Here is a 23532-nt window from a genome sequence, read left to right as displayed (position 1 = left end):
GGCCGTACGGGTCGGCCTTGTCCGGTGCCGTGCCACGGCACGCATTAATCTTGGTGCCATGTCGAGCCCCGCCGAGCGGTACGCCGCGGCGCGCCGCCGGGCCGCGCAGGCCTCCATGTTCCCGGCGCTGGACGAGTTCGCCCTTGACCTCGGGTTCGATCTCGACGACTTCCAGCGGGAGGCGTGTCAGTCCCTGGAGCGCGGCAGCGGCGTGCTGGTCTGCGCCCCCACCGGCGCCGGCAAGACGGTGGTCGGCGAGTTCGCCGTGCACCTGGCGCTCCGTGGCGGGGCGGCGGCCCCGGAAGCCGGTGTGACGGGCGCGCCCGCCCGGCGCAAGTGCTTCTACACCACGCCGATCAAGGCGCTGTCCAACCAGAAGTACCACGACCTGGTGGACCGCTACGGCGCCGAGCAGGTCGGGCTGCTCACCGGCGACAACGCGATCAACGGCGACGCGCCCGTGGTGGTCATGACCACCGAGGTGCTGCGCAACATGCTCTACGCCGGTTCCAGCACCCTGGAGGGGCTGGCGTACGTGGTGATGGACGAGGTGCACTACCTCGCCGACCGGTTCCGCGGCGGCGTGTGGGAAGAGGTGATCATTCACCTGCCGGCCTCGGTAACCCTGGTCTCCCTGTCGGCCACCGTCTCCAACGCCGAGGAGTTCGCCGACTGGCTGGTCACCGTGCGCGGCGAGACCGCGGTGGTGGTCAGCGAGCACCGCCCGGTGCCGCTGTGGCAGCACATGCTGGTCGGCAAGCGGATGTTCGACCTGTTCCACGACGCCGACGCGGCCCGCAAGCACGACGTGCACCCGGAGCTGCTGCGCTACCACCGGGACACGATGCGCCGGCTGGAACTGGGCGAGGGGCGCAGCGCCGGCCCGGGTGCCGGGCGGCGCGGTCCGCGCTGGCGCGGCCCGCTGCGCCCGGACATCGTCGACCGGCTGGACCGGGAGGGGCTGCTGCCGGCCATCCTGTTCATCTTCAGCCGCGCCGGCTGCGACGCGGCGGTGCAGCAGTGCCTCGCTGCCGGGCTGCGGCTCACCTCGCCCGAGGAGCGCGCGGAGATCCGCCGGGTGGTCGAGTCACGGGTGACCGCCATCCCCGGTGAGGACCTGTCGGTGCTCGGCTACTGGGAGTGGCTCGACGGGCTGGAGCGCGGCCTCGCCGCCCACCACGCGGGCATGCTGCCGGCGTTCAAGGAGGTCGTGGAGGAGCTGTTCGTCCGGGGCCTGGTGAAGGCGGTCTTCGCCACCGAGACCCTGGCGCTGGGGATCAACATGCCGGCCCGGTGCGTCGTGCTCGAGCGGTTGGTCAAGTACAACGGTGAGGCGCACGTCGACCTCACGCCGGGCGAGTACACCCAGCTCACCGGGCGGGCCGGCCGCCGGGGCATCGACGTCGAGGGGCACGCCGTGGTGGTGTGGTCCCCGGAGACGGACCCGCGGCACGTGGCCGGTCTGGCCTCCACCCGCACCTACCCGCTGCGGTCCAGCTTCCGGCCGTCGTACAACATGGCGGTCAACCTGGTCGGCACGGTCGGCGCGGAACCGGCCCGGGCGCTGCTGGAGTCCTCGTTCGCCCAGTTCCAGGCGGACCGGTCGGTGGTCGGCCTGGCCCGGCAGGTGCAGCGCAACACCGAGACCATCGAGGCGTACGGCACCGAGTCGGCCTGCCACCACGGCGACTTCGACGAGTACTTCGCGCTGCGGGTGGCGATCGCCGACCGGGAACGGGCGCTCGCCCGGCAGGGACAGAGCCAGCGGAAGGCCGCCGCGGTCGCGTCGCTGGAGCGGCTGCGGATCGGCGACGTGATCCGGGTGCCGTCGGGCAAGCGGGCCGGTCTCGCGGTGGTGCTGGACCCGGCCACCGGCGGGTTCGGCGAGCCGCGGCCGCTGGTGCTCACCCAGGACCGGTGGGCCGGCCGGGTCACACCCGGCGACTTCACCAGCCCGGCGGAGGTGCTCGCCCGGATCCGGGTGCCGAAGCACTTCAACCACCGCTCGGCGGCGGCACGGCGGGACCTGGCCGCCGCGGTGAGCGGCACCGGGCTGGACCGGCACGGCGGCCGCCGGGGCGGCCGGTCGCGGGAGCCCGTGGGCGAGGACCACCGACTGACCCAGCTCCGCGTGGAACTGCGTCGGCATCCCTGCCACGCGTGCCCGGACCGCGAGGAACACGCGCGCTGGGCCGAGCGGCGGCGCCGGCTGGAGCGCGACACCGAGGAGCTTCGGCAGCGGGTGGCCGGCCGGACCGGCTCGCTGGCCCGTACCTTCGACCGGATCGTCGCGCTGCTCACCGCCCGCGGCTACCTGACCGAGGACGGCGCGGTCACCGACGCCGGGCGGATGCTCGGCCGGATCTGGACGGAGGCGGACCTGCTCGTCGCCGAGTGCCTGCGGCGGGGCGTGTGGGACGGCCTCTCCCCGGCGGAGCTGGCCGCCGCCGTGTCCGTCGTGGTCTTCGAGGCCCGCCGCGACGTCGACGAGCGGGCGTCGCTGCCGCGCGGCGCGGTCTCCGACGCGGTGGACGAGACGCTGAAGCTGTGGAGCGACATCGAGGCGGACGAGGCCGCCCGGGGCCTCGCGGTGACCCGGGAACCGGATCTCGGCTTCGCCTGGCCGGTCTACCGGTGGGCCCGGGGCGAGGCCCTCGCCAAGGTGCTCGCCAGTGGCCACGAGATCGACGGCGAGATGCCGGCCGGTGACTTCGTCCGCTGGGCGCGGCAGGTGGTCGACCTGCTCGGCCAGCTCGCCGACTCCGGCGGGGCATCGGCCGAACTGCGCTCGACCGCCCGGCAGGCGATCGCCGCGGTGAACCGGGGCGTGCTGGCCTACCACGGCCCCGCCTGAGCCACGCCCCGCGGGCTCCTGGTCTCGGCCAGCGGTGCTGGTGCTGGGCATCGGCGGATCGAAGGTTCCGCCGAGCCGACAGGCCGACCCGGCAGGTAGTCGGCTGAGCGTTATGACTGTGAGGCATATTTATGCCTCACCGTCATACGGCTCTTCGCCATACCTGTCCTCGGGAGGCGTCAGGGAAGGTCGGCGAGCGCGTCGACCAGGCGCCGGGTGGAGCCGGCCAGGTTCCACCGGCGGGCCAGCTCCAGCAGGGCGTCCGGGTCGACCGGTGCGCTCGGCAGCGCCGTCGGCAGGTCCGCCAGCGGCACGTCGAGGGCGACCCGGACCACCTTCGGGGCCACGGCCAGATAATCCTGCGCGGCGGCGAGCTTGGCGCGCAGCCCCGGCGCGAAGCCGGAGCGCGGGTCGTCGAGCGCGGCGAGGATGCCGGCCAGGTCGCCGTAGCGTGTGATCAGGCGCGCCGCGGTCTTCTCGCCGACGCCGGGAACGCCGGGCAGCCCGTCGCTGGGGTCGCCGCGTAGCGCGGCGAAGTCGGCGTAACCCGCGGCCGGCACCCCGTAGCGGGCCTGGACCGCCGCGTCGTCGCAGTCTTCCAGCTTGGCCACCCCGCGCCCGACGTAGAGCAGCCGCACCGGCCGGGCGTCGTCGACGAGCTGGAACAGGTCCCGGTCGCCGGAGACCACCTCGACCGGGGCGGGCTGGGTGACGGAGAGGGTGCCGAGCACGTCGTCGGCCTCGTAACCGGCGGCCCCGACGGTGGTGATGCCGATCGCGGCGAGCACGTCGAGGATCACCGGCACCTGTGGAGTGAGCGTGTCCGGTACGACCTCACCGCCCTCCGGCGCCAGCCGGTGCGCCTTGTACGACGGCAGCAGCGCCACCCGCCAGTCGGGCCGCCAGTCGTGGTCCATCGCGCAGACCATCCGGTCGGGCCGGCGGGTGCGGATCAGGGTCGCGAGCATGTCGAGGAAGCCGCGCACCGCGTTGACCGGGGTGCCGTCCTCGGCTCGGGCGGCGGACTCGGGGATGCCGAAGTAGGCCCGGAAGTAGAGGCTCGGCGCGTCGATCAGCAGGATCGGAGGTCGGTGTGCCACGCCGGACAGCCTGGCACAGCCCACCGACGAACGACAGCGCGGCGCGGCGGCGACCGGTGGGGCCGCTCTCAGCGCCGGTCGTCGCGGCGGTAGACGCTCTCCCGTCGGGCGAGGGTCTGCACCACATAGCTGGCGAGCAGCAGCACGCCGGCGGCCACCACCTCGACCCAGGCCGCCACGCCGTCCGCCACGGTCAAGCCGATCACCAGCAGGACCAGGCCGGCGAGGGCGAGGACACCGGCCCACAGCTGCCGTCGACGGCGCGTCGCGGCGCGTTGTGGATCGTCACCTGCCACCTGGCCCTCCGCTCCCGGCACCCAGACGGGTGTCCCGTCCCAGGCTATCGGCGCCGAGCGGGACGGGACGCCGGAAACCGGCATGCATGCGGCGCCGGCCGGGCGCAGACTGCCTGACGTGGCGTTTGTCCCCGGTCTGACCCTGGCCCGCCGGTACCACGACGAGGTACTCGCGCCGATCCTGCGTCGACGGTGCCCCGACCTGCGGTACGCGGCCGGCCGGCTCGACGCGGGCTCGGAACTGCTGGGGCTGGACACCGTGCGCTCCACCGACCACGACTGGGGGCCGCGGGCACAGGTCTTCGTGGGGGCGGCCGACGCCGGCCGGATACCGCACGTGCACGCCGCGCTGGACACCGACCTGCCGGCCGAGTTCCTCGGCTGGCCGACGCGGTTCGCCGGCGACGACGCGCGGTTGGGCGTCGCCGACCCGGCGGGGGCGCGGCACGGCGTGAGTGTGGCGGAGCTGGGCGGCTGGTGGCGCGAGCGGCTCGGGTTCGACCCGGCGGCCGGGGTCGACGTCGAGGACTGGCTGGCGACGCCGACCCAACGGCTGGCGGAGGTCACCAGCGGCGCGGTCTTCCACGACGGTCTCGACGGGGCGCTCGCCGCGCGCCGCGCCGCGCTCGCCTGGTATCCGGACGACGTGTGGCGGCACGTGCTCGCCGCTGGCTGGACCCGGGTCGCCCAGTCGGAGCACCTGCCCGGGCGCTGCGCGGAGGTCGGCGACGACGTGGGCAGCCGGGTGGTCACCGCCGGGCTGGCCCGGGACCTGATGCGACTCGGCCTGCTGCTGCGCCGCCGCTGGCCGCCGTACGACAAGTGGCTCGGCACCGTCTTCGCCCGGCTGCCCGGGGCGGCGCCGGTGGTCGACGCGCTGGTCGACGCGCTGGGCCCGGGGGACTGGACCGGTCGTCAGCGGGGGCTGGTCCGCGCCCTGGAGGCGCTGGCCGGCTGGACCGACGAGACCGGGCTGGCCGCACCGGTGCGCGCCCGGGCCCGGCGGTTCCACCGGCGGCCGTTCCTCGTGCTGGACGCGGGACGGGTGGCCGCGGCGCTGCGCGCCGCCATCACCGACCCGGCGCTGCGCGGGCGTCCACTGCTCGGCGCGGTGGACCAGTACCTGCACAACGTCGACGTCCTGACCGACGCCCGTCAGGTCCGTCGCCTCGCCGGGGCCCTGCGTCCGGACGCCCCGGGCGCGCGGTGACCGGCGCCCGACGGGTCACACGCCGGCGGGCACCCGGTCGTCGTGGTCGGCGTCGTGGTCGGTGAGGTCGCGCAGTCGCCGTACGGGGGAGAGCAGCAGCGCCAGCGGCGCGCAGACCACCGCGGCGGCGAAGACCAGCAGCGTGGCCCGGGCACCGAGCGCGCCGGCCAGCGCGCCGGCGACCAGGCCGCCGACCGGGATGGCGCCCCAGGAGACGAACCGGACGGTGGCCATCACCCGGGAGAGCAGCTCGGGCGGGCTGGCGATCTGCCGGTAGGTCCGGGTGGTCACGCTGAGCACCACCACCCCGCCGGCGAAGACGACGTTGCCGATCGCGAAGGCCGCGTACGCCGGCCAGCCGGTGCCCCAGGGGATGATGAATGCCCCGGCCACGGAGACCACCCCGGCGACGATCAGGGCGCGGGCGGTGCCGATCCAGGCGGTGAACCGGGGAGTGAGCGCAGCGCCGACCAGCGAGCCGACGCCCTCGACGGCGAGCAGCACGCCGACCAGGCCGGCCGGCGCGTGCAGCTCCCGGACGAGGTAGAGGGGGTAGAGAGCGAGCTGGGCGCCGCAGACGAAGTTCACCGCGGTGGCGGCCCACATGCCCGGGCCCATCACCGGGTGGAACGCCACGAAGCGCCAGCCCTCGCGGATCAACTCGCCCATCGGGGGCCAGCGGTCCGGCGTGTCGGCCCGGCGGGCCGGCAGGGTGCGCAGCAGGACGGCCGAGACCAGGTAGCTGGCCGCGTCCACCAGCAGGGTCGGCACCGCGCCCAGCACCTGCACGGCGATGCCGCCGAGCGACGGCCCGCTGAGTTGGGTGGCCGCGTGGGTGGCGGAGGTGAGGCTGTTGCGCGACTGGAGTTGGTCCCGGTCGACGATGCTCGGCAGGAAGGTCGAGTTGGCCACGTCGAAGAGCACGTTGGCGAAGCTGACCACGAGCGCGGTGACGACCAGGTGGGCGACGGTGAGCTGCCCCCACCACCAGGCGAGCGGGATCGACGCGACGGCGACGGCGCGGGCCAGGTCGGCGGCGACCTGCGCGCCGCGCAGCGGCAGCCGCTGCACGATCACGCCGGCGGGCAGCCCGATCACGATCCACGCGACGTAGCTGGCCGCGGCGATCAGACCCATCTCGAACGCGGTCGCGTCGAGCACGGTCAGTGCGGTCAGCGGCAGCGCCACGGCGCCGACCGCCGACCCGACCAGGCTGGTCGTGCCGGCGGTCCACCAGCGCCAGAACACCCCGGCCCGCTCTCCGACGCCCATGCCGTCCGCCCCCGTTCGCCCGAGCCGGTCAGTTCCATTCCGGAACGGACTATAGTCGAGCGGGACCGGACCGGTGGGGGTGGGATGTGCGGCGGGACGAACTCGCCGACGCGGACTGCGGCATCGCGCAGGCGCTCGGCGTGCTGGGCGACTGGTGGACGTTCCTGATCGTGCGGGACGTCGCCGGTGGTACGACCCGGTTCGACGCGCTCCAGCGGGAGCTGGGTGTCAGCCGGCGCGCGCTCACCGAGCGGCTCGCCGCGCTGGTCGGGCACGGCGTGCTGGAACGTCGGCCGTACTCGCAGCACCCGCCTCGCTACGACTACGTGCTCACCCGCAAGGGCGAGGGGCTGCTGCCGGTGCTCATCGCGCTGCAGGACTGGGGCACCCGGCACCTGACGGGCGACGGGGAACTCACCGCGACCGCGACCCCGGCCTCCGCGGAGGCGCGGCGGGCGCACGACCTGGTGGGTCGGCGGCTGCCGGACGTCGCGCTGCCCGGGACCGACGGGCGGCCCGTCGCGCCGGTCGGTCCGGACGCCTGGAGTGTCCTCTACTTCTTCCCCGGCGCGTACGCTCCCGGCGCCGGTGGGTACCCGCCGGGCTGGGAGGACATCCCGGGCGCTCGGGGCTGCACCCTGGAGTCGACCACGTACGCCGGCCGGTACGCGGACTTCCGGGCCGCCGGCGTGGAGGTCCGCGGCGTGAGCACGCAGCGGCCGGACCAGCTCGCCGACTTCGTGGCGTACGCCCGGCTGCCGTTCCCGCTGCTGTCCGACCAGGACGGCCGCCTCGGCGCGGGGTTGCTGCTGCCCACCTTCCGGGCGGGCGGGGTGGCGCGGTTCAAGCGGTTGACCCTGCTGGTCGACCCGGGCGCGGTGGTCCGGGCGGTCCAGTTTCCGGTGACCGACCCGGCCGGGTCGGTGGACGAGATGCTCGACCTGGTCCGTCGTCGCGTACCGGCCTGACCGGAAGCGGCGCACGGCGCAGAAGGGGCGCCCCACGGCCGGTCCGGCGGGGTCGGGACGTCGCGGGTCAGGGCGGCGCGGGGCCAGGGCGTTGCGGGGGCCTGGCGGCAGGCCGACCCCCGCCGGGCCTCGGGGCGCCGACGGGGGCCGGTGGCGTGGGGGTCAGGCGGGCAGCGTCCAGCGCTGGTTGGCGCCGGCGAAGCAGTCCCAGATCTGCAGTCGGGTGCCGTCGGCGGAGCTGTTGCCGGTGGCGTCCAGGCACTTGTTGGACGCGGGGTTGCGCAGCGTGCCGTTGGACTGGGCCTGCCAGACCTGAGCGCCGCTGCCGTTGCAGTCCCACAGCTGGATCTTGGTGCCGTTGGCGGTGCCGGCGCTGGTCACGTCCATGCACTTGCCGAGCGCACGCAGGGTGCTGTCACTGGACACCGTCCAGCGCTGCGCGTTGGTGCCGTTGCAGGTGTAGAGCTGGATGGCCGTGCCGTTGGCGGAGCTGGCCGCGGCGACGTCGATGCACTTCCCGCCGATGCCGGTGATCGGGCCGGTCCGGCCGGTCGGCGGCGGGGTGCCGCCCATGACGGTGTCGTAGATCGCGCTGACCAGCGAGGTCGAGCCGGTGGTGTCCTGGGTGAGCTCCCAGTTCATCATGCCGCCGGCGTTGGCCAGCGCCCACTGGGTCTTGCGCTTGACGGTCGGGACGCCGTTGTAGCACTGCTGGGCGCCGCCGACGGTGTAGCAGTCCCGGTTGGCGTTGGCCGGGTCCATGCCGACCAGTTGGGAGTACGTGTAGTAGCCGGGCCGGCTGTAGAACGGCACGCCGAGCACCGCCTTCGCGGCGGGCAGGCCGCGCGCCTTCCACCCGTTCACGCTGTTGATCGACCAGTCGTAGTTGGCGTGCGGGGTGCCCCCGTCGTACGCCATGATGTTGAGCCAGTCGACGTAGCCGAAGACGGCGGGCGGGACGCCCTGCACGTAGTAGCCCTCGGAGACGACGGCGGCGGTGAGCAGCTTGCCCTGGGGGCGCAGCGCGTTGCTGAGTTGCTGCATCAGCAGGCTGTAGTTGTTGGCCGAGGCGCCCGGGTCCGGGTACTCCCAGTCCATGTCGACGCCGTCGAGGCCGTACTGGTTGACGAAGCCGACCACGCTGTTGACGAACGTGGTGCGGCTGCCGGCGTTGGCGGCGAGCGCCTCGAACGCGGAGTCGTCGCCGTCGTTCCACCCGCCGATCGCGATCGACACCTTGACGTTGTTGGCGTGCCCGAGCGACACCAGCGAGGAGAGCTTGCCGGGGTTCTCCACGGCGCGCAGGGTGCCGTTGCTGTTGGGCAGCACGAACGCGTAGTTGATGTGGGTCAGCTTGCCGTACTGGACGGTGTTGACGTTGCCGGTCCAGGACGGCATGTAGCCGACGCTCTTGAAGTTGTTCGGCAGCACGACGGCCTCGGCGGCGGTCGGGGTCAGGGCGAGGGTCGCGGTGGCGGTGGCCAGCGCGAGCAGGCCGGCGGCCAGGGCCGACCGACGGCGGGGGCGTGGTGAGGACATCGAGGGCCTTCCCGTGGTTGCGGCGCCGTGCCACGCGGCCGGCGGCTGGGTCGGCCAGCCGCCGGGCCGGGGGTACGGATGGGGACAGGACGGTCTTCCTCGAGGTGGCCAAATCTTAAAGAGTGTTAACTGTCGGCGTCAATGACGAGGTTCGATGAATGGGAGAGCGCTTCCCGGTCGGCCCGGCGCCTAGGTCGGTGCCCAAACGACCGTTAAGCTGACGGCGTGGGAACCGACGAGCTCTACCCGCCGGACCGGCTGGAAGCCGCCCGCCGCGCCACCGCCGCGGCCGGGCTGGACGCGCTGCTGCTGACGCCCGGCTCCGACCTGCGCTACCTGACCGGCTACGACGCGCGCGCCGGCGAGCGGCTGACCTGCCTGGTGCTGCCCGCCGAGGGCGAGCCGACCCTGATCGTGCCCACCCTGGAACGGCCCGCCGCGGAGGCGTCCCCGGCCCCGGCCACCGGGGTCCGCCTCGTCGACCACGCCGACGGCACCGACCCGTACCCGCTGGTGGCCAGGGCCCTCGGCGGTCCGGTGGCGGCGGTCGGCCTGGCCGACCGGATGTGGGCCGAGCAGGTCCTCGCGCTGCGCGCCGCGCTGCCCGGCGCCGCCCAGCGACTGGCCGGCGAGGTGCTGCGCGAGTTGCGGATCCGCAAGTCCCCGGCCGAGGTCGCGGCGCTCGCCGAGGCCGGCGCGGCGATCGACGCCGTGCACGCCCGGATGGGGGAGTGGCTGCGCCCGGGACGCACGGAGGCGGAGGTGGCGGCCGACATCGCCGGGGCGATCCGGTCGGCCGGGCACGTGACCGTCGACTTCGTCATCGTCGCCGCCGGGCCGAACGGCGCCAGCCCGCACCACGACACCGCCGACCGGCCGATCGGGGCCGGCGAGCCGGTGGTGGTCGACATCGGCGGCACGATGCCGTCGGGCTACCGCTCGGACTGCACCCGGACGTACGTCGCGGGCGGTCCGGCGCCCGCCGATTTCGTCGACTACTACGCCGTGCTGCGCGACGCCCAGGCGGCCGCCGTGGCCGCGGTGCGCCCGGGGGTGAGCGCCGAGGCGGTCGACGCGGCGGCGCGTATGCCCATCGCCGACGCCGGCTTCGGTGCCGCCTTCCTGCACCGCACCGGGCACGGGATCGGTCTGGACGGCCACGAGGAGCCGTACGTGGTGGCGGGGAACGGCCGCGCGCTGGAGCCGGGGATGGCGTTCTCCGTCGAACCGGGCATCTACCTGGCGGGCCGGCACGGGGCCCGCATCGAGGACATCGTCGTCTGCACGACGGACGGCGTGCAACGGCTCAACATCACCCCCACGGAGCTCATCGCACTATGACTGTCGACCGGATCCTCCCCACCGACGAGGCCCACGACCTGCTGGGCCTCGCCACCGAACTCGCCGACCGGGAGCTGGCGCCGAAGGCCGCCGAGTTCGAGGAGCGGGCCGAGTTCCCCCGTGAGGTGCTGCGCACCCTGGGCCGGGCCGGGCTGCTCGGCCTGCCGTACCCCGAGGAGTACGGCGGCGCGGCCCAGCCGTACGAGGTCTACGTGCAGGTGCTGGAGATCCTCGCCAGCCGCTGGCTCGCGGTCGCCGAGGCGGTCAGCGTCCACACCCTCTCCTGCTACCCGGTGGCCGCGTTCGGCTCCGACGAGCAGCGCAAGCTGCTGCCCGAGATGATCGGCGGGGAGCTGCTGGGCGCGTACTGCCTCTCCGAGCCGCAGGGCGGGTCGGACGCGGCGGCGCTGACCACGAGGGCGGTGCGCGACGGCGACGCCTACGTCGTCTCCGGTACGAAGGCGTGGATCACCCACGCCCGGGTGGCGGACTTCTACAACGTCTTCTGCCGCACCGGCGAGCCCGGCCCGAAGGGCATCTCCTGCCTGCTCGCCGACCGGGGCACGCCGGGCATGATCCCGCAGGCCGTCGAGCGGACGATGGGCCTGCACGCCTCCCCGGTGGCGCAGCTCGCCTTCGACGAGGCGCGGGTGCCGGCCGAGCGGCTGATCGGCGGCGAGGGGATGGGTTTCACCATCGCCATGTCCGGGCTCGACTCGGGGCGGCTGGGCATCGCCGCCTGTGCCGTCGGGCTGGCGCAGGCGGCGCTGGACTACGCGGTCGGCTACGCGAAGGAGCGCCAGCAGTTCGGCCGGGCCATCATCGACTTCCAGGGGCTGGGCTTCCTCCTCGCCGACGCCGCCACGCAGATCTCGGCGGCGCGGGCGCTGACCCTGGCGGCGGCCCGGCTGCGCGACGCCGGCCGGTCGTACTCGGTCGAGGCGGCCAAGGCGAAGCTGTTCGCCACCGATGTGGCGATGCGGGTGACCACCGACGCCGTGCAGGTGCTCGGCGGTGCGGGCTACGTGGCCGACCACCCGGTGGAGCGGTACATGCGGGAGGCGAAGGTGCTCCAGATCGTCGAGGGCACCAACCAGATCCAGCGCATGGTCATCTCTCGCGCGCTGGCGAAGGGCTGACCTGCGGATCGACCGAGCGTCGCCGGGCCGGTGCGGTGGGTCGAGCGCGCCGTGCCGTCCCGGCGGCCGGGGCGGCGCGTCGTCGCCGTCCCGCGTTTTTCCCGGTAGGTTGCACGCCGTGGAGGAGACCGACCGCGCCATCGTCGCCGCGCTGACCGCTGACGGCCGGCTGTCGTACACCGACCTGGCCGAGAAGGTGGGGCTGTCGGTGTCCGCGGTGCACCAGCGGGTGCGCCGGCTGGAGCAGCGGGGCGTGATCAAGGGGTACGCCGCCCGGGTCTCGTTCGAGGCGCTGGACCTGCCGCTGACCGCGTTCGTGGCGATCCGGCCGTTCGACCCGTCGCAGCCGGACGACGCGCCCGAGCGGCTGGCCCACCTGCCGGAGATCGACTCCTGCTACTCCGTGGCGGGGGAGGACTTCTACCTGCTGCTGGTGCGGGTGGCCGGGCCGGCCGACCTGGAGCGGGTGCTCCAGGAGATCCGTACCGCGGCGAACGTGACGACCCGGACCACGGTGGTGCTCTCGACCCCGTACGAGAGCCGGCCGCCGAAGATCAGTGGCGAGCCGTCGCATCGGGGGCGGTCCCGGGTGCCGGAGGAGCGGGCTGGTTCCAGCGCAGGATGACCTGCCGTCCGTGCTCGTGACCGAGCACGCTGACGGTGGCGGTGTCCAGCCGCAGCCGGCCGCCAGCCGAGGGTGGCAGGCCGATCCACCGGGCGCCGAGCACGCGCAGGCTGTGCGCGTGGCCGACGAGGCCGACGGTGCCCCGGTCGAGCAGTGGAGCGACCCGATCGAGGACCCGGTCCATCCGCTCGCCGACCTGCCCGGGTGACTCTCCGCCGGGGCATCCGTCGGTCCAGATGTTCCAGTGCGGGTCGTCGTCGTGGATGTCCACGGTGGTGCGCCCCTCGTAGTCGCCGTAGTTCCACTCGGCGAGGTTCTCGTCGACCGCGTCGACGGTGAGGCCGGCGAGTTGGGCGGTGCGCAGTGCCCTGGCGCGGGGGCTGGCCAGCACGGAGACGAACCGGCGGCCGGCCAGGAACGCCGCGAGCGTGCGGGCCTGCCGCTCGCCGTCGGGGGTCAGCTCCAGGTCAGTGTACGAGGTGTGCCGGTGGCTGGCGCTCCAGGTGGTCTCGCCGTGCCGGATCAGCAGGAGCTCTCCCATGGGCCCAGTTAACCATCGGTGCCGGGCCTCGGACGGCCGCCGCGGGCCGCCCCCCAGATCCTATCTTCCTAGGATGCCTTAGCGGCAGTGCGGGCCGGCACACGGCGACAGTTTAGCGTCGGGCGGACCGGGCAAGCGACCTGGACACTCGCCAACGACGGAGGAGGCGGCATGAGCTTCGCCGACAAGACGAGAAACAAGATGGAGCAGATGACCGGTGCCGCGAAGGAGCGGATCGGTGACATGACGGACAACGAGCGCATGCGCGCCGAGGGCGCCACGCAGCAGAGCGAGGCGCGGGCCAAGCAGGCTGGTGAGAGCGCCAAGGACGTCGGCCGGAACGCGCGCGACGCCTTCCGCGGCTGACCGGTTGAGACGTTGGGCGGCGGCCCGGGGTTATTGCCCCGGGCCGCCGCCGCGTGCGCGCGCCCGATCTACCCTCGCGGGGTGACCGTCGCGCGCTCGTTGTTCCTCTTCGTCCTGGCCGCGCTCGCCGAGATCGGCGGCGCGTGGCTGGTCTGGCAGGGCTGGCGGGAGGATCGCGGCCTGTGGTGGATCGCCGCCGGGGTGATCGCGCTGGGCCTCTACGGCTTCGTGGCGACGCTCCAGCCGGACGCCCACTTCGGCCGGATCCTCGCCGCGTACGGCGGGGTGTTCGTCGCCGGATCGCTCGGCTGGGCGGTGCTCGTGGACGGCTTCCGGCCGGATCGGTGGGACCTCACCGGCGCCGGCATCTGCCTGGTCGGCGTTGCCGTGATCATGTACGCGCCGCGCTGACGAGACGGCCCCGGCCGGTGCGGCGGGCGCCGTCGCGGAGCAGCATCACCGTCAGGAGGGCGATCACGACGGCCAGATGCAGCGTGGCATAGAGGTTCGCGCCGATCGGGCTGCTGGCCAGCACCAGGGCGGCCGTGATCAGTCGAGTGGTGCGCCGGCCGGTGCCGAGGACCCGTCGGGTGTCGGCGACGGCGAGCAGGAAGAGGGCCACGCCGCCGGAGAGGGCGAGCGCTGCGGCCCAGCCGGTGGACTGGGTGGGATGGCTGACGACGGCGTGCAGGCCGGCGGCGGTGAGGATGACGCCGAGCAGCAGCAGGAAGTGCGCGATGACGTAGACGCGGGCGGCGTACCGGCTACGGGTGGCGTCGTCGGCGTGCTCCAGCGCGGCCTCGGCCGGCCCGGTGTCGCTGAAGTAGGTCCACCACAGGGCGGCGGGCAGCGCGAGGGCGAGCACGACGGCGAAGGCGATGCCGGAGCCGAGGTGGGCGTGGGGCGCGCCCATGCCGATGACGACCACGGTTTCGCCGAACGTGATGATGACGAGCAGGCCGTGCCGTTCGACGAAGTGGGCGGCGCTGAGGTGGAAGCTGGCCGCGGCCCCCAGCCAGGAGTGGCCGGGGAGCAGGTACGGCAGCACGGTCTGGGTGAACACGGCGGCGAGCCACAGCGCGGGCACGGCGGGCCCGGTGAACAGGCCGGCGGCGATGACGAGGAGTGCCGCGCCGAGGTTGTACGGAGCCAGGCGGCGGACGCCGGCGCGGGCGGTGCTGTGGCTGAACAGGCCGAGGTGGACGGTGACCACGATCAGGTAGCCGATGCCGAACAGCAGGCCGCTGCCGGTGAAGGCGTCGGGGATGGCGACGGCGGTGAGCAGGAACCCGGCCATGCCGGCGAAGAGCAGGAGTTTCCGGGTGGCCGTGCGGGGTGGCACGTGGTTGGTGAGCCAGGCGTAGCCGGTGTAGAGGTACCAGAGCAGCCCGAGGATGAGGACGACGCGGCCGAGGCCGATCCAGTCGAGGTGTTCGTCGAGCAGGGCGACCAGCTGGGTGATGGTGAGGACGAAGACCAGGTCGAAGAAGATCTCGACGGGGTTGACGCGGTCGGCGATGTCGGGGTCGCGCGGCCCGGGTTCCATGTCGATGCAGGGTAGTGGCGTCGGGTGGGGGCCGGAGCGTCCCGGTCACGCCTCACCCCCGGGGGGTGGCTCCCGGGGGTGAGGGTGCGGTGCGGTCAGTCGTCGCGGTGGTCGGACCACCAGCGCTGCCCGGCCTCGGGCAGGGTGTCGATCGGGTCGTAGTAGGCGTAGCGCTTGTTGAGCGCCTCCAGGTCGGCGGACTCGATGGAGGTGCGGTAGTTCTTGGTCCAGTAGGAGATGCCGCGGTCACGGTCGTACTCGGTGAGCATGTGCACCCAGCGTTTGCCGACGAAGGGGACGTCGCAGACGATCCGAGGGGTGGCGTAGCCGGGGAGGTAGCCCATGATGTCGTGCTGGAGCTGCTGGGCGTGCCAGACCGGGACCCGCCAGTGTTCGGCGTTGGGGATCATGTCGCACATGTAGAAGTAGTAGGGCAGGATGCCCGCCTCGCCCTGCAGGGCGAAGCAGAGGTCGAGCAGGTCGCGGCTGGTGGCGTTGACGCCGCGCATGAGGACGCCCTGGTTGCGGACGTCGCGGACGCCGACGTCGAGGGCGGTCTGGGCGGCCTTGGCGACCAGCGGGGTGAGCGACTGGGCGTGGTTGACGTGGGTGTGGATGGCCAGGTTGACCCCGCGGCGGGCGGCGGTGCGGGCGACCCGTTCGAGGCCTTCGACGACGTCGGGCTGGAGCCAGTGCTGGGGCAGGCCCATGAGGGCCTTGGTGGCGAGCCGGATGTCGCGGATGGTTTCGATCTCGAGCAGCCGCATCAGGTAGGACTCGAGGTTGCGCCAGGGGACGTTGGCCACGTCGCCGCCGGAGACGACGACGTCGCGGACGCCGGGGTGGGCCTTGAGGTAGGCGATGTGGGCGTCGTAGCGGTCGACGGGCTTGAGGGTGAGCTTGAGCTTGTCGACGGCGGGGGTGGAGTTGCCGACGAGGTCCATGCGGGTGCAGTGGCCGCAGTACTGCGGGCAGGTGGAGAGCAGTTCGGCGAGGACTTTGGTGGGGTAGCGGTGGGTGAGGCCCTCGGCGACCCACATGTCGTGTTCGTGCAGGGAGTCGCGGCTGGCGTACGGGTGCGAGGGCCAGTCGACGCGTCGGTCGGAGGCGACGGGGATCATGTAGCGCCGGATCGGGTCGGCGAGGAACGCCTCGGTGGTCATCGGGGCGAACGGCACCATGGTGTTGAGCATCTGGGGCGGCACCAGCATCGACATGGTGGCGAGGGCCTTCTGGTCGGCCTCGAGGTCGGCGTAGAAGGCTTCGTCGACTTCGTCGCCGAGGACGTTGCGTAGCTGCTTGATGTTCTTGACGCAGTTGACGCGTTGCCACTGGGCGGATTCCCACTGGTCGCGGGTGACGTGGCGCCAGCCGGGGAAGCGGGTCCAGTCGGGCTCGACCAGCGGGGCGCGGCGGTATTCGTAGGGCTGGCCGGCGGTGGGGACGGCGACCGGCGCGGTGCGCTCCTTGGGGATGGTCTCCACCGGGTGGGTCTGGGTCACGGCCCCTCCTCGTTGCTGATCAGCGTCCCGGAAGGCTACTGGAAAATATCCGGTGAAGAAATTAGTCTGCCGGAAGTTTTCCCGTGATGCGAGCCCTGGTCGAGGGTTCGGGCGGTGGACAGGGGAGGTCGGCGTGACGTCACCGGTGGGACTGCACCGTGTTCTGGAACCGGCGGGGGTGCTGCCGCAGGGGGCGTGGCGGCTCGACGCGAGTCCGGAGATCGCGGCGAACGAGGTGCGCATCCGGGTGGAGCGACTGAACCTGGACGCGGCGAGCTTCCGCCAGTTGTGGGAGAAGCACGCCGGTGACGGCGACGCGGTGCGCGCCGAGGTGCTGGAGATCGTGTCGACCCGGGGCAAGATGCAGAACCCGGTGACCGGGTCGGGCGGGATGCTGATCGGCACGGTGGAGGAGGTCGGCCGCCGCTCGCCGCTGGGGTTGAAGGCGGGGGAGCGGGTGGCGACCCTGGTGTCGTTGACGCTGACCCCGTTGGTGATCACCGACGGGTTGGCCCGGTGGGACGGGCGCAGCGAGCAGGTGCCGTGCGACGGGCACGCGATCCTGTTCGCCCGGTCGATCGCCGCGGTGCTGCCGGCGGAGGAGGACCCGCAGCTGTCCCTGGCGGTGCTGGACGTGTGTGGGGCGCCGGCGCTGACGGGGCGGGTGGTGTCGCGGTACGTGGCCGACCGGGCGCGCGAGGGGGATGCCCGGCCGGTGACGGTGGCGGTGATCGGCGGCGCGGGCAAGAGCGGGTCGCTGTCGCTGGCCGCGGCGCGGCGGGCGGGTGCCGGCCGTACGGTCGGGGTGGTGCCGGTGGCCGCGGAGCAGGACGCGCTGACGGCGGCTGGGGTGGCCGACGTGGTGGCGTTGGCCGACGCCCGGGATCCGGTGGCGCTGTCCACGGCGGTGACGACGGCGCTGGGGGTGCCGGCGGACGTGACGGTGGTGTGCGTGGACGTGCCGGGCTGCGAGCACGGCGCGGTCCTGGCCACCGCGGACGGCGGCACGGTGATCTTCTTCTCGATGGCGACGAGCTTCGCGGCGGCGGCGTTGGGCGCGGAGGGTCTGGCGGCGGATGTGACGATGCTGGTGGGCAACGGGTACGTGCCGGGTCACGCGGAGCTGGCGTTGGCGCTGCTGCGCGCCGAGCCGGGGGTGCGTCGGCTCTTCGAGTCCCGGTTGGCGGCAGACTGAGGTCATGACGAACCCCTCGACGTTGTACCGCGGCGGAGTGCTGCACTGCCCCGCCGATCCGAGCGCGACCGCGTTGCTGGTGTCCGACGGGCGGATCTCCTGGTTGGGGGCGGACGGGGACGCCCCGGCCGCCGACCGGGTGGTGGACCTGGCCGGGGCGCTGGTGACGCCGGCGTTCGTGGACGCGCACGTGCACGCGACGGACACCGGGTTGGCGTTGTCCGGGCTCGATCTGTCCGGGGTGCGGTCGGCGGGGGAGTTGCTGGAGGCGGTGGCCGGGTTCGCGGCGGGTCTGCCGGCGGACGCGGTGGTGCTGGGGCACGGGTGGGACGAGTCGTCCTGGCCGGCGCCGGAGCTGCCGGACGCGGCGGCGGTGGACCGGGCGGCGGGCGGCCGGCGGGTGTATCTGTCGCAGGCGTCGATCCACTCGGCGTTGGTGTCGTCGGCGTTGCTGGCGGCGGTGCCGGAGGTGGCGGCCGCGGCGGGTTACGACGCGTCCGGTTGGTTGCGCCGGGACGCGCACCACGTGGTGCGGGCGGCGGCGTTCGCGTCGGTGACGCGGCCGCAGCGGGTGGCCGCGCAGCGGGCGGCGTTGGCGCACGCGGCGTCGCTGGGCATCGCGGCGGTGCACGAGTGCGGCGGGCCGGAGATCTCCGACGAGCAGGACTTCACCGGGCTGTTGGGCATCTCCGGCGCGGGGTTGCCCGAGGTGTACGGGTACTGGGGTGAGCTGGGCGGTGCGGCCCGGGCGCGGGAGTTGGGCGCGGTGGGCGCGGGTGGTGACCTGTTCGCCGACGGCGCGTTGGGGTCGCGGACGGCGCACGTGTCGGAGCCGTACCGGGACGGGGACTCGTGCGGGCACGGGTACGTCTCCGCCGAGCAGGTGCGTGAGCATCTGGTGGACTGCGCGGCGCACGGGTTGCAGGGCGGGTTCCACGCGATCGGTGACGCGGCGATCGGCACGGTGCTGGAGGGGTTCGCGGCGGCGGCGGAGACGCTGGGTGTGGAGCGGCTGCGGGCGGCCCGGCACCGGGTGGAGCACGCGGAGATCATGAGCAAGCGGTTGATCGCCGGGTTCGTGGAGTACGGGATCGTGGCGAGCATGCAGCCGGCGTTCGACCGGTTGTGGGGTGGCGCGGGCCGGATGTACGAGTCGCGGTTGGGGTTGGACCGGTCGTTGGCGTCGAACCCGATGGGGGCGATGCACTCGGTCGGTGTGGCGTTGGCGTTCGGGTCGGATTCGCCGGTGACGCCGCTGGACCCGTGGGGGTCGGTGCGGGCGGCGGCGGCGCACCACAATCCGTCGCAGCGGATGAGTGTGCGGGCGGCGTTCGCGGCGCACACCCGGGGCGGGTGGCGGGCGGTGCACCTGGACAACGAGGGTGTGTTGGCGCTGGGCGCGCCGGCGACGTTCGCGGTCTGGTCGACGCCGGCGGGCGTGGAGCGGGGTCTGCCGGTGCTGCTGGCCGAGGACCCGGAGGCGCGGGGGCCGGCGGATCCGACGCCGCTGCCGGTGTGCCGGCGCACGGTGCTGCGCGGGGACGTGATCTATGAGGAAGGGTCTTCGTGACCGAGCGAACCATCAGCACGGCATCGGGGCGCGTCGCGCCGTCGCCGGGCGGAGCGGGGTGACGGCGTGACGAGCAAGCTTGACTTGGATCCGGCGCTGGTGGCGCGGGCGCGGGAGTTGGCGCGCCGCGCCGGGCAGCCGGTGGTGGATCTGGCGCGCAGCCACACGACGGTGTCGGTGGAGCGGGCGGTGCTGCGGCTGGCCGGGGTGGTCGGCGCGGACCCGGACGGCATTCCGTGGGTGAACCGCCTCGTCGACGCGGTGGTCGCGGACGTCGGGCTGGGGCACGGGGTGGCGGCGCCGGTGTTCGACGCCCTGGCTCGGGAGGACATCACCGATGTGACGCTGCTGGCGCAGAAGGCCGCGGCGGGGTCGGTGCGGTTCCAGGTGCCGTCCGGCAAGGCGGCCACGGTGGCGCGGAAGGCGGCCCGTCGGGCGGTGGGCGCGGGCGTCCGGTCGATCGACCGGCGGCGGGCGGAGCGGGACCGGCTGGTGCAGCGGTACGGGGACCCGCGGCAGCGGCCGTGGATCTACCTGATCGTGGCGACCGGGGACATCTACGAGGACATCCCGCAGGCGCAGGCGGCGGCGCGGGCCGGCGCGGACGTGATCGCGGTGATCCGTTCGACGGGGCAGTCGTTGCTGGACTACGTGCCGGAGGGGGCGACCCGGGAGGGTTTCGCCGGCACGTACGCCACGCAGGAGAACTTCCGGTTGATGCGGGCGGCGTTGGACGTGTCGTCGAAGGAGCTGGGCCGGTACGTGCGGCTGACGAACTACGCGTCGGGGCTGTGCATGCCGGAGATGGCGACGCTGGCCGGCCTGGAGCGGCTGGACATGATGCTCAACGACTCGATGTACGGGATCCTGTTCCGCGACATCAACCCGGTGCGGACGTTCGTCGACCAGCGGTTCTCCCGGCAGGTGCACGCCCGGGCGGGCATCATCATCAACACCGGGGAGGACAACTACCTCACCACCGCCGACGCGGTGGAGGAGGCGCACACGGTGACCGTGTCGCAGCTGCTCAACGAGTTTTTCGCGCACGAGGCGGGGTTGGCGGACTGGCAGTTGGGGCTGGGGCACGCGTTCGAGATCAATCCGGAGCTGCCGGAGTCGTTCCGGCTGGAGTTGGCGCACGCGTTGCTGGCGCGGGAGCTGTTCCCGGACGCGCCGTTGAAGTGGATGCCGCCGACGAAGCACATGACCGGGGACGTGTTCCGCGGCAACCTGCTCGACGGGTTCTTCAACCTGGCGGGCACCATGACGGGGCAGGGCATCCTGCTGGTGGGGATGATGACCGAGGCGGTGGTGACGCCGTGGCTGTCGGACCGGGACATCGCGCTGCAGAACGTCCGGTACGTGCTGGGCGCGGCCGGTGGGCTGCGCGAGGACTTCGTGCCGGCGCCCGGCGGGTTCATCCAGCAGCGGGCCAACCGGGTGCTGGGTGAGGCGGTGGAGCTGCTGGAGCGCATCGGCGGGCAGTCGCTGCTCACCGCGATCGCGGAGGGCACGTTCGGGATCATGAAGCGGCCCGCGGACCGGGGCAAGGGCCTGGCCGGGGTGGCGAAGCACGAGGCCGGCTACTTCAACCCGGCCACGGAGATCCTCGAGGGGGACCGGGCGGGCGCGAGCAACGAGTTGACGAGTCCGACGGTCGCGAGTGGAGAGGCGGCGCGGTCGTGACGGCGGCGGCGGAGAAGAAGATCGTCCGGCCGTACGGGGACACCACCGGCGACGGGATGGTGCAGGTGTCGTTCACGCTGCCGGTGCCGCACGACAAGCGGGCCGAGGGCGCGGCGATCCAGTTGGCCGGGAAGATGGGCATCGACCCGGCGATGCTGGTGCACGCGAAGCAGATGGGCGACGGGTACACGTTCTTCGTCGTGTACGGGCGGGCGAACCACCTGGTGGACCTGTCCGCGGTGCAGGTGGTGGAGCGGGACTTCCCGCTGCTGTCGGCCAAGGAGGTCAACTCCCTGGTGAAGCAGCGGTTGCGGCGCAAGCTGTCGGTGGTGGGGGCGTGCATCGGCACCGACGCGCACACCGTGGGTATCGACGCGATCCTGAACGTCAAGGGCATCGCCGGGGAGAAGGGCCTGGAGTACTACCGGGAGTTGAAGGTCACCAACCTGGGCGCGCAGGTCAGCGTGCCGGAGCTGGTGGAGGCGGCCCGGGTGGAGAAGGCCGACGCGGTGCTGGTGTCGCAGGTGGTGACGCAACGCGACGCGCACCTGCACAACACGCGGGAGATGTCCGCGGCGTTCCGGGAGGCGATGCCGGCCGGGCGGCGGCCGCTGCTGATCGTCGGGGGGCCGCGGTTCGACGAGACGATGGCCGAGGAGTTGGGCGTGGACCGGATCTTCGGTCGCGGCACCACCCCGGGTGAGGTGGCCAGTTTCCTGGTGCACGCGCTGGTCACGGAGAAGAAGGCGAGAGTATGACCGACACGAGGCTCGGGTTGACGGTGACGCACCGCCGGTATGTGCCGTACGCGCACGCGCACTACGCGGGCAATCTGGTCGACGGGGCGTACGCGCTCGGGTTGTTCGGTGACGTGGCCACCGAGGTGTGCATCCGCGCCGACGGCGACGAGGGGCTGTTCGCGTCCTATTCGGACGTGCAGTTCCGGGCGCCGATGCGGGCTGGGGACGTGCTGGAGGTGTCGGCGACGGTGACCCGGGTGGGCAGCCGCAGCCGCACCATCGACTTCGAGGCGCGGGTGGTGTGCCGGGGCCGGCCGGACCGGTCGGAGTCGGCCGCGGAGGTCCTCGACCCGCCGATCGTGGCGGTGACCGCGACCGGCACGGTGGTCGTACCGCCGCCGGCGTGAACGTCGCGGTCTGCGCCGACGTCGGGTCGACGTACACGAAGGTGGCGGTGGTCGACCTGACCGACGGTGCGCTGGTCGCGGCGGCGTCGTCGCCGACCACCGTCGGCACGGACGTGCTGCACGGCCTAGACGCGGCGGTCGCGGCGGCCACCGCCGGGCTGCCGGCCCGCGAGGTGCCGTGGTACGTGTGCTCGTCGGCGGGCGGCGGGTTGCGGCTGGCGGTGATCGGCTACGAGCAGTTGGTCACCGCGCAGGCGGGGCGGCGGGTGGGCCTGTCGGCCGGCGCGAACGTGGTGCACGTGGCGGCCGGCCGGTTGGGCGCGGTGGAGCTGTCCGCGCTGCGGGCGGCCCGCCCGGACGTGGTGCTGCTGGTCGGCGGCACCGACGGTGGGGACGCCGACACGTTGACGCACAACGCGACCCGGCTGGCCCGGGCCCGCTGGCGGGTGCCGGTGGTGCTCGCCGGCAACGTCGACGTGCGCGACGACCTGGCCGGGGTGCTGGCGGCGGCCGGGGTGCCGGTGACGGTGGCCGACAACGTGCTGCCCCGCATCGGGGTGCTCGCGCCCGCGTCGGCGCGGGCGGCGATCCGGGAGGTGTTCCTGCGGCACGTCATCGGCGGCAAGCGGCTGTCGCGGGGTGGCCGGTTCGCGCGGCTGGTGCGGGCGGCCACCCCCGACGCGGTGCTGACCGGAGTGGAGGTGCTCGCCGACCGGATCGGCGGGGACCTGGCGGTGGTGGACGTGGGTGGGGCGACCACCGACGTGTACTCGGTGCTCACCCCGGACGAGCGGGACAGCGGCCCGGGTCGGGAGGTGGCCGGCACGCTGTGGCGGGCGCGGACCGTCGAGGGGGACCTGGGCATGCGGTGGAGCGCGCCGGGCGTGGTGCGGGCCGCCGCGGAGGAGCGGCTGCTCGCGCCGGGTGAGCAGGAGGATCTGGCGCAGGCGGCGGCGGTGCGGGCGGCCGAGCCGGGGTTCCTGCCCGCCGGGGACGCGGAGCGGGCGGTGGACCGGCGGATCGCCGCGCTCGCGGCGACGGTGGCGGTGCGCCGGCACGCCCGCGGCGGCGCCACCGGCGAGCGGGAGGGGCGGGACCTGCGGGACGTGCGGTTGGTGGTGGGTTCCGGCGGGGTGCTGCGGCACGCGCCGTCCGGGCAGGCGGCGCAGGTGCTCACCGCCGTGCTGTCCGACTACGCCGGCGGGTGGCCGCTGCCGCGGGCCGCGCGCACCGTTGTGGACGTCGAGTACGTGCTGGCCGCCGGTGGGTTGCTCGCGGCGGAGCATCCGGGGGCGGCGGCCGACGTGCTGGCGCGCCACCTGGGGGGCTGACCGGGCGGCGACCGTGGCCGCGCCACGGTGTGGACACTGTGGACGGTTGATCGTCGGGGCGCGGCGTCGGGCCGGACGCGGGCGCGGGTCGGCGCCGGCCGTGACGCGGGTGTCGGCGCGCCCGCGTGCGTCGTTCGGGGGCCGTCGGGGCGGGTGAACAGCGGCTGAATGGCCGGCGACGCGGAGCGGGTGGGACTCGCCGACGCGACACGCCGATGTGGCGCAGACGACTCGTCGCGGGTGGGTTGACAGCGCCCGGGGGGCAGCACGTACCGTCTTTGAGTCCTACTACGGGAAGCGGCTG

General features: G+C 73.7%; 21 protein-coding genes. 14 read left to right on the top strand and 7 right to left on the bottom strand.

Annotated elements, in window-relative coordinates:
* Positions 1-58 precede the first annotated feature (58 nt).
* Positions 59-2854 carry a DEAD/DEAH box helicase gene (locus tag O7603_RS05315; RefSeq protein WP_281574561.1) on the top strand — a complete coding sequence of 932 codons (2796 nt, stop codon included), beginning with the start codon at positions 59-61 and terminating at the stop codon, positions 2852-2854.
* A 179-nt stretch (positions 2855-3033) separates the two neighbouring features.
* On the opposite strand, the gene O7603_RS05310 is transcribed toward O7603_RS05315, so the two are convergent.
* Both O7603_RS05310 and O7603_RS05305 read right to left on the bottom strand, forming a co-directional pair.
* Positions 3034-3954, bottom strand: a complete 921-nt coding sequence (locus O7603_RS05310) for a 5'-3' exonuclease (protein WP_281574560.1) — start codon at positions 3952-3954, stop codon at positions 3034-3036.
* Positions 3955-4022: 68 nt separating this feature from the next.
* The gene (locus tag O7603_RS05305) at positions 4023-4250 is read right to left on the bottom strand and encodes a hypothetical protein (protein WP_281574559.1); all 228 of its coding nucleotides are present in this window, start codon (positions 4248-4250) and stop codon (positions 4023-4025) included.
* A gap of 118 nt (positions 4251-4368) precedes the next feature.
* On the opposite strand from O7603_RS05305, the gene O7603_RS05300 reads away from it, so the two are divergent.
* On the top strand, positions 4369-5460 hold the full coding sequence (locus O7603_RS05300; RefSeq protein ID WP_281574558.1) for a DUF4037 domain-containing protein: 1092 nt from the start codon (positions 4369-4371) through the stop codon (positions 5458-5460).
* A gap of 15 nt (positions 5461-5475) precedes the next feature.
* Here O7603_RS05300 and O7603_RS05295 read toward each other — a convergent pair whose 3' ends face one another.
* The gene (locus O7603_RS05295) at positions 5476-6732 is read right to left on the bottom strand and encodes an MFS transporter (protein ID WP_281574557.1); all 1257 of its coding nucleotides are present in this window, start codon (positions 6730-6732) and stop codon (positions 5476-5478) included.
* An 86-nt stretch (positions 6733-6818) separates the two neighbouring features.
* Here O7603_RS05295 and O7603_RS05290 point away from each other — a divergent pair, with 86 nt between their 5' ends.
* Positions 6819-7700 carry a winged helix-turn-helix transcriptional regulator gene (locus O7603_RS05290; RefSeq protein WP_281574556.1) on the top strand — a complete coding sequence of 294 codons (882 nt, stop codon included), beginning with the start codon at positions 6819-6821 and terminating at the stop codon, positions 7698-7700.
* A gap of 162 nt (positions 7701-7862) precedes the next feature.
* Here O7603_RS05290 and O7603_RS05285 read toward each other — a convergent pair whose 3' ends face one another.
* The gene (locus O7603_RS05285; RefSeq protein WP_281574555.1) at positions 7863-9239 is read right to left on the bottom strand and encodes a glycosyl hydrolase family 18 protein; all 1377 of its coding nucleotides are present in this window, start codon (positions 9237-9239) and stop codon (positions 7863-7865) included.
* A 225-nt stretch (positions 9240-9464) separates the two neighbouring features.
* On the opposite strand from O7603_RS05285, the gene O7603_RS05280 reads away from it, so the two are divergent.
* The 3 genes from O7603_RS05280 (at position 9465) to O7603_RS05270 (ending at position 12344) form a co-directional block, all read left to right on the top strand.
* On the top strand, positions 9465-10580 hold the full coding sequence (locus tag O7603_RS05280; RefSeq protein WP_281574554.1) for a Xaa-Pro peptidase family protein: 1116 nt from the start codon (positions 9465-9467) through the stop codon (positions 10578-10580).
* Positions 10577-11719 carry an acyl-CoA dehydrogenase family protein gene (locus O7603_RS05275; RefSeq protein ID WP_281574553.1) on the top strand — a complete coding sequence of 381 codons (1143 nt, stop codon included), beginning with the start codon at positions 10577-10579 and terminating at the stop codon, positions 11717-11719. The genes O7603_RS05280 and O7603_RS05275 overlap by 4 nt, the downstream gene beginning before the upstream one ends.
* A 118-nt stretch (positions 11720-11837) precedes the next feature.
* Complete coding sequence (locus O7603_RS05270; protein WP_281574552.1) at positions 11838-12344, top strand: Lrp/AsnC family transcriptional regulator; 507 nt, start codon at positions 11838-11840, stop codon at positions 12342-12344.
* On the opposite strand, the gene O7603_RS05265 is transcribed toward O7603_RS05270, so the two are convergent.
* Entirely contained in the window at positions 12274-12885 is a 612-nt protein-coding gene (locus O7603_RS05265; RefSeq protein ID WP_281574551.1) for a histidine phosphatase family protein, read from the bottom strand. The genes O7603_RS05270 and O7603_RS05265 overlap by 71 nt on opposite strands.
* Before the next feature lie 171 nt (positions 12886-13056).
* Between O7603_RS05265 and O7603_RS05260 the strand changes: the two genes are divergently transcribed.
* Together O7603_RS05260 and O7603_RS05255 are read left to right on the top strand one after the other, a co-directional pair.
* Positions 13057-13251: a CsbD family protein gene (locus tag O7603_RS05260; protein WP_281574550.1), complete on the top strand. Its 195-nt coding sequence runs from the start codon at positions 13057-13059 to the stop codon at positions 13249-13251.
* 81 nt (positions 13252-13332) lie between these two features.
* Positions 13333-13662 (top strand): YnfA family protein, encoded by a 330-nt coding sequence (locus O7603_RS05255; RefSeq protein WP_281574549.1) that lies wholly within the window; start codon positions 13333-13335, stop codon positions 13660-13662.
* Here O7603_RS05255 and O7603_RS05250 read toward each other — a convergent pair.
* Together O7603_RS05250 and O7603_RS05245 are read right to left on the bottom strand one after the other, a co-directional pair.
* Entirely contained in the window at positions 13643-14797 is a 1155-nt protein-coding gene (locus O7603_RS05250) for a low temperature requirement protein A (RefSeq protein WP_281574548.1), read from the bottom strand. The genes O7603_RS05255 and O7603_RS05250 overlap by 20 nt on opposite strands.
* Before the next feature lie 95 nt (positions 14798-14892).
* Positions 14893-16299 carry a lysine 2,3-aminomutase gene (locus O7603_RS05245; RefSeq protein WP_281574547.1) on the bottom strand — a complete coding sequence of 469 codons (1407 nt, stop codon included), beginning with the start codon at positions 16297-16299 and terminating at the stop codon, positions 14893-14895.
* A 145-nt stretch (positions 16300-16444) separates the two neighbouring features.
* Between O7603_RS05245 and O7603_RS05240 the strand changes: the two genes are divergently transcribed.
* The 6 genes from O7603_RS05240 (at position 16445) to O7603_RS05215 (ending at position 23228) form a co-directional block, all read left to right on the top strand.
* Positions 16445-17494, top strand: a complete 1050-nt coding sequence (locus O7603_RS05240) for a zinc-binding alcohol dehydrogenase (RefSeq protein WP_281576607.1) — start codon at positions 16445-16447, stop codon at positions 17492-17494.
* A gap of 4 nt (positions 17495-17498) precedes the next feature.
* Positions 17499-19064, top strand: coding sequence for an amidohydrolase family protein (locus O7603_RS05235; RefSeq protein WP_281574546.1), 1566 nt, complete (start codon positions 17499-17501; stop codon positions 19062-19064).
* A 66-nt stretch (positions 19065-19130) separates the two neighbouring features.
* On the top strand, positions 19131-20750 hold the full coding sequence (locus O7603_RS05230; RefSeq protein WP_281574545.1) for a lysine 5,6-aminomutase subunit alpha: 1620 nt from the start codon (positions 19131-19133) through the stop codon (positions 20748-20750).
* The gene (locus O7603_RS05225) at positions 20747-21508 is read left to right on the top strand and encodes an OAM dimerization domain-containing protein (protein WP_281574544.1); all 762 of its coding nucleotides are present in this window, start codon (positions 20747-20749) and stop codon (positions 21506-21508) included. Before O7603_RS05230 ends, O7603_RS05225 begins: the two co-directional genes overlap by 4 nt.
* A complete protein-coding gene (locus tag O7603_RS05220) occupies positions 21505-21897 on the top strand; it encodes a hotdog domain-containing protein (RefSeq protein ID WP_281574543.1) in 393 nt (130 codons plus the stop codon). The genes O7603_RS05225 and O7603_RS05220 overlap by 4 nt, the downstream gene beginning before the upstream one ends.
* Positions 21894-23228 (top strand): glutamate mutase L, encoded by a 1335-nt coding sequence (locus tag O7603_RS05215; protein WP_281574542.1) that lies wholly within the window; start codon positions 21894-21896, stop codon positions 23226-23228. The genes O7603_RS05220 and O7603_RS05215 overlap by 4 nt, the downstream gene beginning before the upstream one ends.
* Positions 23229-23532 lie beyond the last annotated feature (304 nt).

This window comes from Micromonospora sp. WMMD812 (assembly GCF_027497215.1).
In the GTDB taxonomy this organism is placed as follows: domain Bacteria; phylum Actinomycetota; class Actinomycetes; order Mycobacteriales; family Micromonosporaceae; genus Micromonospora.
Note: the sequence above shows the minus strand (reverse complement) of the source record. Positions and strands in the feature narration are given on the sequence as shown.

Excerpts from the sequence above, each read along its gene's own strand:
- O7603_RS05265 (WP_281574551.1), bottom strand. The coding sequence starts at position 12,885 with ATGGGAGAGCTCCTGCTGATCCGGCACGGCGAGACCACCTGGAGCGCC.
- O7603_RS05275 (WP_281574553.1), top strand. The coding sequence starts at position 10,577 with ATGACTGTCGACCGGATCCTCCCCACCGACGAGGCCCACGACCTGCTG.
- O7603_RS05315 (WP_281574561.1), top strand. The coding sequence starts at position 59 with ATGTCGAGCCCCGCCGAGCGGTACGCCGCGGCGCGCCGCCGGGCCGCG.
- O7603_RS05295 (WP_281574557.1), bottom strand. The coding sequence starts at position 6,732 with ATGGGCGTCGGAGAGCGGGCCGGGGTGTTCTGGCGCTGGTGGACCGCC.
- O7603_RS05220 (WP_281574543.1), top strand. The coding sequence starts at position 21,505 with ATGACCGACACGAGGCTCGGGTTGACGGTGACGCACCGCCGGTATGTG.
- O7603_RS05235 (WP_281574546.1), top strand. The coding sequence starts at position 17,499 with ATGACGAACCCCTCGACGTTGTACCGCGGCGGAGTGCTGCACTGCCCC.
- O7603_RS05250 (WP_281574548.1), bottom strand. The coding sequence starts at position 14,797 with ATGGAACCCGGGCCGCGCGACCCCGACATCGCCGACCGCGTCAACCCC.
- O7603_RS05285 (WP_281574555.1), bottom strand. The coding sequence starts at position 9,239 with ATGTCCTCACCACGCCCCCGCCGTCGGTCGGCCCTGGCCGCCGGCCTG.
- O7603_RS05260 (WP_281574550.1), top strand. The coding sequence starts at position 13,057 with ATGAGCTTCGCCGACAAGACGAGAAACAAGATGGAGCAGATGACCGGT.